11 protein-coding genes are annotated in these 9,384 nt (G+C 47.7%); 7 read left to right on the forward strand and 4 right to left on the reverse strand.

Annotated elements, in window-relative coordinates; all coding sequences use genetic code 11:
• Positions 1-150: 150 nt before the first annotated feature.
• The 3 genes from OQV04_RS21920 to OQV04_RS21930 all read left to right on the forward strand — a co-directional run bounded on the left by OQV04_RS21920 (position 151) and on the right by OQV04_RS21930 (position 1,024).
• The gene (locus OQV04_RS21920) at positions 151-438 is read left to right on the forward strand and encodes a hypothetical protein (RefSeq protein WP_001098466.1); all 288 of its coding nucleotides are present in this window, start codon (positions 151-153) and stop codon (positions 436-438) included.
• A 35-nt stretch (positions 439-473) separates the two neighbouring features.
• Entirely contained in the window at positions 474-716 is a 243-nt protein-coding gene (locus OQV04_RS21925; protein ID WP_042036420.1) for a hypothetical protein, read from the forward strand.
• A gap of 152 nt (positions 717-868) precedes the next feature.
• Positions 869-1,024, forward strand: coding sequence for a hypothetical protein (locus OQV04_RS21930; protein WP_021536821.1), 156 nt, complete (start codon positions 869-871; stop codon positions 1,022-1,024).
• A gap of 119 nt (positions 1,025-1,143) precedes the next feature.
• On the opposite strand, the gene OQV04_RS21935 is transcribed toward OQV04_RS21930, so the two are convergent.
• From OQV04_RS21935 to OQV04_RS21950, 4 genes are all read right to left on the reverse strand, one after another.
• Entirely contained in the window at positions 1,144-1,914 is a 771-nt protein-coding gene (locus OQV04_RS21935; protein WP_039026342.1) for a SprT-like domain-containing protein, read from the reverse strand.
• Between the two features lie 213 nt (positions 1,915-2,127).
• Entirely contained in the window at positions 2,128-2,496 is a 369-nt protein-coding gene (gene stbC / locus OQV04_RS21940) for a plasmid stabilization protein StbC (protein ID WP_015345231.1), read from the reverse strand.
• 1 nt (position 2,497) lies between these two features.
• Positions 2,498-3,208, reverse strand: coding sequence for a StbB family protein (gene stbB / locus OQV04_RS21945; protein ID WP_053273075.1), 711 nt, complete (start codon positions 3,206-3,208; stop codon positions 2,498-2,500).
• A gap of 12 nt (positions 3,209-3,220) precedes the next feature.
• The gene (locus OQV04_RS21950; RefSeq protein WP_053059852.1) at positions 3,221-3,655 is read right to left on the reverse strand and encodes a hypothetical protein; all 435 of its coding nucleotides are present in this window, start codon (positions 3,653-3,655) and stop codon (positions 3,221-3,223) included.
• A 484-nt stretch (positions 3,656-4,139) separates the two neighbouring features.
• On the opposite strand from OQV04_RS21950, the gene OQV04_RS21955 reads away from it, so the two are divergent.
• The 4 genes from OQV04_RS21955 to OQV04_RS21970 are packed head-to-tail and all read left to right on the forward strand — an operon-like array spanning position 4,140 to position 9,263.
• Positions 4,140-4,487 carry a hypothetical protein gene (locus tag OQV04_RS21955; protein ID WP_047929023.1) on the forward strand — a complete coding sequence of 116 codons (348 nt, stop codon included), beginning with the start codon at positions 4,140-4,142 and terminating at the stop codon, positions 4,485-4,487.
• A complete protein-coding gene (locus OQV04_RS21960; RefSeq protein WP_047929022.1) occupies positions 4,480-6,057 on the forward strand; it encodes a type IV secretion system DNA-binding domain-containing protein in 1,578 nt (525 codons plus the stop codon). The genes OQV04_RS21955 and OQV04_RS21960 overlap by 8 nt, the downstream gene beginning before the upstream one ends.
• A gap of 2 nt (positions 6,058-6,059) precedes the next feature.
• Positions 6,060-8,966: a MobF family relaxase gene (mobF, locus tag OQV04_RS21965; RefSeq protein WP_052953523.1), complete on the forward strand. Its 2,907-nt coding sequence runs from the start codon at positions 6,060-6,062 to the stop codon at positions 8,964-8,966.
• A gap of 9 nt (positions 8,967-8,975) precedes the next feature.
• Positions 8,976-9,263: a hypothetical protein gene (locus OQV04_RS21970; RefSeq protein ID WP_033544594.1), complete on the forward strand. Its 288-nt coding sequence runs from the start codon at positions 8,976-8,978 to the stop codon at positions 9,261-9,263.
• The last annotated feature ends 121 nt before the right edge of the window (positions 9,264-9,384 follow it).

Raw genomic sequence — 9,384 nt, forward strand, 5'->3', positions numbered from 1 at the left:
AATTTAAGTATCTTTATCGTACTATATAATGATACTAAAAGTTGACTTTTAGAGGGGGAAAGCCTATACTTTATTTACGGTTAGCAATGGTGCTGACCGGCCCGGAACCAGCGGCGGCAACCGCTCCGGGCAACCTGCGAAGGAAAATGTATGAATACGACTCTTGTTGTTTTAGTCCTCGCCATAACAGGCGCGTTATATCTCCCCTGGCGTCTTGTGCGCGACGGTTACAAAGAACTGGTGCAGATGTGCCTGTTTTGCTCCTGTATCGTCACGCTGGCCGCTGTATATGCCGTGTTAGTCAATCTCGATACTCCACACCCGTTTATGCCAATGTTTATCGCGGTAACGGCGTTCGGTGCTGCTTTCGTGGCTGACTGCGCTTTATCTCTCTGGCTCTATCAGCGTAAAGCTAACGCTAAGACGGCTAACCACTAACCACTACGGTTTCTAACCATGATACGGGGGTAAATATGGGAAATATCATCCTGATGGCCGAGAAAGCAAAAGGCGCGATTGATGAAGAGGCTGAAGTGTATGAATTTGAGGGAATGGATGATCTGATCCAGTTTCGTAAGAAATTCCCTGAACAGATGAAGTATGAATATCATTACATCCTTTCCGGCGACACGAAAAATTTTCGGCATATCGCGCTTGTTGAAGCCAACCATTTTAAGCAGTTCAAAAAGCTGGTTAATCTGTACCAGGATCGCTAACAACGCGGAACAGCGCGGCATTGCCGCGCTGCTGTATAACGTATTATTTAAGTATCATTTAATGATACTTAAAGTTGACTTTTTGAGGGGGAGAATTTATACTGTATTTATCGGTTAGCAATGGTGCTGACCGTAAGCGAAGGAGCAAGGTTATGAAAAAATTTATCTGCAACCGCAACGGCAAGGCGGTTTTTCAGGAAGGTGATCGGGAGCTGGTAGCTGCTTACCAGATGAAATCCTCTCCGGTTCCGGTGACACCCCGCAAGCTGAAAGCTGAAATGGAGGCTATCGCCAGAACAGCCCGATAATCAATCACCCGCGCCGTTGGCGCGGGTATCCCTCATAGCGGCGGCAACCGCTTTTTGCGAGCGTAACGCGAGGACGTAAAAACTAAAAAAAACCGCCTCATACGGCGGTTTTTTTCTGGTTAGGTTGGCTGGTATTCTGCCTTTCCGCAGTGTTCGCCACCACAGTACAGGATCAGGCCCGGCTTTCCCCACACGTTCGTATGGCATTTCGGGCAGGTGTATTTTTTCCGGTTTGATTTATTCACCGGCGTATCTGGCGGCGGGTTTACCAGCGAAAGGGCTTGTGTGATCTCATCATCCAGCTCGCCATCGTCGCCGTATCCTTCATCCCCATAATCTTCGTCATCGACATACCCTTTACCGTCTGCGCCGGTTGGCGTTGGTGGCGTTGGTTTGTGTGGCGGGAACCGATCCAGCCAACTCAGTTTAAACTCCGTGGTAAGCAGCTCCTTGCAGGCGGTATCAAACGCGCCGCCGTCCTCGATGTAATGACTCATGGACTCACCGACGCGCTTACCTCCTGGCTGGCCGGTGTCGGATGGTATCAGGCCGATGCGCTCCATCATCGCCGCCCATTCTTTATTGTGGTATCCACGGCGGCCCGGTTTGCCGGTGTGTTGCTGCAACTGGTGAACCATTTCATGCACAAGCGTGGAAAGCGTGTCGCGTATCGTGCGGATCGAGAAATAGACCGGATTCATGGCGATTTCATCAACGATTTGTCCGGTTGAGCGACCAACAAAGCGACCATTCGAGAAATAGCCATACGTTCGTTTTTCGCGCTGAAGGGTGATAAGGCAAGGCGGCAGCGCACTTTCAAATAGGCGTTGATTGAAAAATTCGTAGGCGCGTTGAAGCTCGTCGTAAGTTTCCTGGGTAGGGATGATCATAGCGGCCTCACAATGGATTTCTGGATTGCACAAACCATTTTATTGGTTATGGATTGTGCAATCCACTTTTATTTTTGGGCGTTCCCTGCGGGCGGGCTTTCGTGCTGCGCATCGAGCCAGGCAAGCTGTCTCGCCCCTTCGGGCTTCAATCCCTAACGCAATCGAGGCCAAAAAAAACGGCCCGGATAGGGCCGCTTCAGGTCAGGCTTTTTGTCAGTGAAGCAGGAACGTTATAGCCGCCGCGCCGAGCGCTCCACCAACGAAGGAACAGACAACCGTGATAATCAGAATCTGCCTGATAAGCGCTTGCGAAAACCCTGTTTGCGCCCCGGCCAGACGTTCAAAAAATTGGTCGCTAACCTTCTGCTCCTTCTTCAGAGTGTTGACCAGCTCGCGCTGGCTTGCGATCACTTCTGTTTTCGCCACCTCAGATGATTTCTTTATTTCATCGGAGGCTTTATCCAGCCGTTCTACTGTTTCGGTAACGCTTGTGGTTACGCTTTCCAGTTTTGAGGTGATTTCTTTCGCATCGCCTAAAAACCAGTCCATCAGGATATCTAATTTATCAGGTTGCTTTTCCATATTATTCAGCCGTTAATATTTCAAAGGTACGATCAAGATTACGTTTAACCGGCAGCGCTAATTTCATCCAGCGATAACGTCGCGCAGCCGCCGCGCGTTCGTCGGCATCAGTGCAGGATTTAGCTTTCGCTTTAAATGTTTCTGGATCTTCAGCCAGCAGTTCTTCAAACGAAATTTTGTGATACGCGAGGTATTCATAAATTTCACTTTCAAAAACGGCGGCATCTTTATGAATAGTGGCTTTTTTAGAATCCTTCGCCCATTCATACACTGAAGCAATATCCTCCTGCGGAGTCGATTTAATGCGGTTAGGCAGAAGAACAATTTTAGATTTAGGAACGCCAACGGCACTTAACGCGAGGGCGGTCTTAATACTTTCCTGCCATGCTTTATCATCCGGGGTGACAGGAATCAGATATTTATCAAATTCGTCAATTGCACCCTCATATTTTGTCATGGTAGAAAGAAAGCGCTCAACGTTCGACGCGCCAATATCCACGATGGCATTATCTTCAAATACGATTTCTTCAACGAGTTGACCAAAGTTATCGCCGGTTAATCTCATCACTTCATCAACACCCAAATCCGCAGCCGACATATTGATTGTCTCGATGGCAAAGAATTTAGCGCCAGCCATGCGAGGATACAGCAGGTATGACGAAATAATGGTTTTGCCGACACTGCCACTGTAGTTCATTACTGCAATTTTCATCTATTCGCTCCTTTAGAAACCTTTTTTATTACCTACGTTACCTTTGAATGAGGACGCAACTTTTTTTGCCTCATCCCCGATTTTTTTAAAATCTGTATCGGATAAAAATTCTTTGTTCCCGCCCATATCCTCAACTAATTTTTCTGGTTCTGGATTTTGCAATCCAGTTTCCACCGGTTCCGCTTTCTCCTGCTCTTTTGGGTTGTGCAATCCAGTATTTACCGTACTTTCTGGATTGTGCAATCCACCTTTTTTGCGTTTCAATCTTGCCCGGTACAAAGCCATATCTAACGCTTTCACAGTCACAGAAAAGCTGTATTCACTATCAAGAAGTTGAGCAATTTCTTGCCTACTAATACCCTTGTCTAACAAACCTTCAATCTCATCAAGACGCGCTCTTACAGCCGCAGCGAGATTGCGAGGTTCCAGTAAAAGGTCTTTTTTCATACCACCCCCGCTTGTCGAATTTCACTATATGGCAGCCTGTTTTAGCTGTCAATCGGTTTTGTAGTATTTCAGTAGTATTCCTGTAGTAATTCAGTAGTAACGCTTGTCGATACCGCTCATTTTTGTAGTATATCAGTAGTATATCTGTAGTAATGGCTATTTCAGTTTGTAGTATTTTAGTAGTAATTCAGTAGTATCGGTGTAGAAAACTTTCATGCAAGCATGAAAGTGGTGAATGTGAACGCTTTTTGAGCGTTTTATGCGTGTGTAAGAGCTGTTTCTCCCTTAAAAAAGGCGTGTTATGGTATCCCTTAATGGCTATACACCATACGCAATTACGATTTCATCGTAAATGCTTGAAAACAAAACAAATTATTCTAATTTGTGTTTTAATGTGTAATACGCAACGTATTACACATGTGGTTCTAAGCCGCATATATGCTAGATTTGTATGTATTACATCTGTATTACACAAAGGAAACCTATGCCATCTATCAGTTTAAGAGTGACCGAAGAGCAAAAAATCGACCTTGAATACCGTTCGGAGGGCAACGTATCGGAGTACATCAAGCAACAGCTTTTTGGACAAAAAGAGAGTGCCAGTGAAGTGATCGCCCGGCTTGATAAATTGCTGAAACGTTCATCTTCAGAGCAGCAAGCCGCCGGACGAGATCGATACATCGAGGCAATGTTGATTGAGGTGTTATTGATACTTCGCCAGGTGAGTAAAGCAGATGCGCAGAAAGTTGCCGGTGGTGAAATTCGCCGGTTAGGGCTGGAGCCGTGGTCAGCAGAGCTGGCCCGGGAGAGAGAGGAACAGAGTCATGAATGAAGCGGATAAGGGCAAAATTTGCCTGGGGGCATTGCTTTTTACCCCCCTTGTTACGTGGTTTATCTCGGCGAAAGCCTTGTATGGTTTTACGCCAAAAGATGCGCGTGAACGTCTGGTTTTACTTATTCAGCAGACTTTTGATTTATGGCCTTTATGGGGTGCTTTATTAGTCGGTGAAATTATTGCCATCATAGGCTTAATCATATTTTTCAAATTTAATCACCAGATATTTAAAGGTGCACCATTTAAGAAAATATATCGTGGTACGCGGCTTGTTTCTCAGCGGGCTTTAGCATCAATAACTAAAGAAAGAGAGCCGCAAATAACAATAGCCGATATTCCAATCCCTACAAAAGCGGAAGGTACACATATTTCAATAGCCGGGGCGACCGGTGTTGGTAAATCAACAATCTTTGCTGAAATGATGAAATGTTGCTTGATGCGTGGAAAAAAGCAACGTATTGCCTCAAATAAAGACCGCATGATAATCCTCGATCCAGATGGCGATTTCCTTTCTCGTTTTTATAAAAAAGGCGATAAGATTTTAAATCCCTATGATGCCAGAACAGAAGGGTGGGTATTTTTCAACGAAATAAAAAGTGATTTTGACTTTGAGCGATTCGGTGTTTCTATCGTACCTACAGCGAAGGATTCGCAAACAGAAGAATGGAATGGATATGGTCGTCTTTTATTTACCGAGGTATCCCGTAAAGTATTTAACACAAGTCGAAACCCAACGATGGAAGAAGTATTCTACTGGACAAATGAAGTACCACTGGAAGAACTTGAAGAATATGTCAGAGGCACTAAAGCACAGGCTTTATTTGCTGGTAGCGGTCGGGCCGTTGGTAGTGCTCGCTTTGTGCTTAGTAATAAACTTGCCGCTCACCTGAAAATGCCAGCAGGGAACTTCTCAATTCGTGAATGGCTGGAAGATCCGAAAGGCGGGAATCTGTATATCACCTGGACAGATGAAATGCGTGAAGCCTTGAAATCGCTTATTTCATGCTGGACAGATAGCATATTTTCTATTGTGTTAGGTATGAGCAAAAGCAACTCCCGTAAAATCTGGACGTTTATAGACGAACTGGAATCCCTTGATTACCTGCCATCATTACGTGATGCGTTAACAAAAGGTCGTAAAAAAGGACTACGGGTTGTCACCGGCTATCAGTCGTATTCGCAGGTCATTAGCATCTATGGCAGTGATGTAGCTGAAACCCTTCTGTCTAACCATCGTACATCGGTTGTTATGGCCGCTGGTCGCCTGGGTGAAAGAACCCTCGAATTTGTCTCTAAATCATTGGGGGAGATTGAGGGCGAAAGAGAAAAAACGGGGATTAGCCGCCGCTTTGGTCAGTTGGGAACCAAAAATACCAATGATGATCACAAGCGCGAGCGGGCTGTAACGCCAACCGAAATCGCCACGCTGGATGATCTGACCGGCTACATCGCGTTTCCAGGAAATCTGCCAGTGGCTAAATTTGAGACTCATCACGTTAACTACACTCGTTCTAACCCTGTACCGGGCGTGGTCTTACGTGAAAGCACCGCATTTGCAGGAATGTAAATATGCTGAATATTACGACGATTACCCGCCAGCGTGTCGATAGGGTTGTTGATTACTATGCTGATGGCGCAGACGATTACTATGCGAAAGACGGTAACGCGATGCAGTGGCAAGGCGCTGGCGCGGAAGAACTGGGCTTAACCGGCGAGGTAGAACAAAAACGGTTTGCGAAATTGCTTGATGGCAAAGTAACGGATGACATTTCCGTGATGCGTAAAACGGCCAACAGCGAAAGCAAAGAACGATTGGGATACGATCTTACGTTTTCCGCGCCGAAAGGCGTTTCGCTTCAGGCACTGGTCAACGGTGATAAACGTATCATTGAAGCGCACGATCGGGCGGTCACTAAAGCCATCGAGGAAGCGGAACGGCTGGCACTAGGCCGCTTTACCGTCAATAAAAAAACGCACGTTGAAAACACGAATAAGCTGATTGTCGGCAAGTTTCGACACGAAACGTCACGCGAGCTAGACCCGGATTTGCACACCCATGCCTTTGTAATGAACCTCACCAAAACCAGCGATGGTAAATGGCGTTCGCTCACGAATGACGGCATTGTGAACTCGCTTACGTTATTGGGTAACGTTTACAAATCCGAGCTGGCAAGAGAGCTGGAGCTGGCCGGTTACAACCTGCGTTATGATCGGAATGGTACGTTTGATTTGGCGCATTTCAGCCAGGAGCAGATAGCCCAATTCAGCCAGCGCAGCCAGCAGATTGAGGCAGAGTTAGCAAAGAATGGTTTAAGCCGTGAAACGGCCAGCCATGAGCTAAAAAATGCGGCCGCGCTGAAAACTCGTAAAAGCAAAGGCGAAGTAGATCGCGATGTACTCTATGAGGGCTGGAAAAATCGCGCCAAAGAGCTTCAGATTGATTTTGATAGCCGGGAGTGGAAAGGTGCGGCCAACGACGATATAGCGCGGAATACGCAGCCAGCGGCGCTGGAAAAGCCTATCGAGTACCAGGCTGACAAGGTAATGACCTTTGCCATTCGTTCACTTACCGAACGTCAATCAGTGATTACCGAGCGGGAGCTGATGGACGTGGCGATGAAGCATGGCTATGGCCGCTTAACCCTCGATGATATTCGGGCTGCGAGAGAACGGGCCATAACATCCGGCAACCTCATCAAAGAAGAAGCAACATACGCAGCGGCCACGACCAATAAAAAACAGCAGAACGTAGCAATGACCCGCAAACAATGGGTAACGGAACTGGTGAAAGCTGGCCGCAGTAAAGATGAGGCCCGTAAACTCGTAGATAAGGGCATCACAAACGGGCGGCTGGTACAGCAAAAGCCGCGTTTTACCACACAGTTAGCTCAACAACGCGAACGCAACATACTGAAGATGGAGCGGGAAGGGCGCGGAAAGATCCAGACCCCATACACTCGCGAGTTTAGCGAGGGCTGGTTAGCCAGCAGAACGTTAAAACCCGAACAGTTAAAAGCGGTTATGGGAATTATTCATACTCCCAACCAGTTTATTTCTGTACATGGGTTTGCCGGTACTGGCAAAAGTTATATGACCAAATCGGCAGCGGATTTTCTAAAAGAGCAGGGCGTACACGTCACCAGTCTTGCCCCCTACGGTAGCCAGGTTAAAGCGCTTCAGGCTGAAGGGCTGGAATCTCGCACACTCCAGTCTTTCCTCCGGGCCTCAGATAAAAAAATTGGCCCCGGCTCAGTAGTTTTTATTGACGAAGCAGGGGTAATCCCAGCCCGCCAGATGGAGGAAACCATGCGCGTGATCCGCGATGCGGGCGCACGAGCGGTATTCCTGGGCGATACCAAACAGACTAAAGCCGTCGAAGCGGGTAAACCTTTCGAGCAGCTTATTAAAGCCGGTATGGAAACGGCCTATATGAAAGATATTCAGCGCCAGAAAGACCCGGAATTGCTGAAAGCCGCGCTAAATGCAGCAGAAGGGAAAATAAAGGCGTCGTTGACCCACGTAACCAGCATCGTAGAGGAAAAAAATCATGATCAGCGCTACCGCCGCATTGTCGGGGATTACGTGGCAATGCCGCCGACAGACCGGGCTAACGCCCTGATCATCACCGGCACGAACGACAGCCGGAAAAAAATTAATGAGTACATTCAGGCCGAGCTGGGGCTAAAAGGCCAGGGTATCAATTACCCGCTTCTGAACCGTCTTGATACCACTCAGGCCCAGCGGCAGCACAGCAAATATTACGAAAAAGGAGCCGTGATTATCCCGGAACGGGATTACAGCAACGGGCTGAAACGCGGGGCCGTTTATACCGTTCTCGATACCGGCCCCGGCAATAAACTTACGGTAAGCGACGGCAGCGGCGACACAATCGCATTTTCACCGGCGCGATTTTCCAAATTATCCGTGTACTCCGTTGAAAAAACGGAGCTGGCCGTGGGCGACCAGGTAAGGATCACCCGTAACGATGCACATCTGGATTTAGCGAACGGCGACCGTTTTAAGGTAAAAAGCGTCCAGAGTGGTGAGGTACTGCTGGAGAACGAGAAAGGGCGGCTGGTAAAAATTGATGCCAACAAACCTATGTACTTAGGGCTGGCTTACGCTTCGACCGTTCATAGTGCTCAGGGGCTGACCTGCGACAAGGTTTTTATCAATATGGATACCCGATCACTCACAACGGCCAAAGATGTTTATTACGTGGCTGTCACCCGCGCTAAACACGAAGCCGTCATTTACACCGACGATGAGAAGAAGCTGGATAAAGCGGCCAGCCGGGAAGGGTTCAAAACCGCCGCGCTTGAGCTGGAACAACTCAAACGCTATGCCAAAGAGCAGCAGCATGATACCCGCGAAAAAGGCCGAGACAAAGCCGAGCCGACGCAGGATAAAGGTAATGCCCGGCCTAAAGATAAAGGCCATGAAAAAAATAACGATGACAGAGCCTTGAGATTATAGGAGCGAGTAATGACGGTAAGGCTTTATTACAACGCCGCCGATTCACGCGCTAAAGCAAGCGCTGAATGGCACGATAACTGGATAAGTAAAAGTGGATTGAAAGCGCGGTACTGGACTGATAAAGCCATATCTGACTTTCTCGACCAACCACAAAAAGCTGGCCCCATAATGGCCTGGAAGCGGAAGGATGTGCTGAAGGTTGAGAGCACCTCTGAATTTCAGCAGTGGATGGCAAAACGCCGCAGGTGGCTTATCGCGCATGGAAAATTACTTGCTGAAGATCTCCCCTCAAAGTGACCTTGCTCCCCGGACTAAACCGGCAGAACAAACCCACCCCGGATGGCACTGTTGCAAATAGTCGGTGGTGATAAACTTATCATCCCCTTTTGCTGATGGAGCTGCACATGAACCCATTCAA

The organism is Escherichia sp. Lx600-2, from assembly GCF_036662595.1.
GTDB lineage: Bacteria > Pseudomonadota > Gammaproteobacteria > Enterobacterales > Enterobacteriaceae > Escherichia > Escherichia coli.